Raw genomic sequence first — 233 nt, 5'->3', positions numbered from 1 at the left:
CTGAATATGGCGCATGAGGTCCATGCGCATGTTCTTGATGATTTGGAGCGCCGTGGACTGAAACAGGTAGGCCTGCGTATAGTTGCAAATACTGGCGACCAGCAGCAAACCCATATATATACCGAGCAGCCTGAGCACAGATGACATCTGGTTCGTATCATTGGAGAGATGCTGGTCGATGATCGTCTTCGTGATATACGGCCCGGCTAGCTCCGCGCCGACTGCGCAGCATA

General features: G+C 52.8%; 1 protein-coding gene. It reads right to left on the bottom strand.

The features are described from left to right. The coding region (locus KVT27_RS26265; RefSeq protein ID WP_254636314.1) for an ABC transporter transmembrane domain-containing protein at nt 1–233 on the bottom strand (233 nt) is incomplete at both ends.

The organism is Lysinibacillus sp. GbtcB16, from assembly GCF_019091145.1.
GTDB classification, from domain to species: Bacteria; Bacillota; Bacilli; order Bacillales_A; family Planococcaceae; genus Lysinibacillus; species Lysinibacillus fusiformis.
The sequence above is the reverse complement of the archived record's forward strand: the minus strand, read 5'-3'. Positions and strand labels throughout refer to the sequence as shown.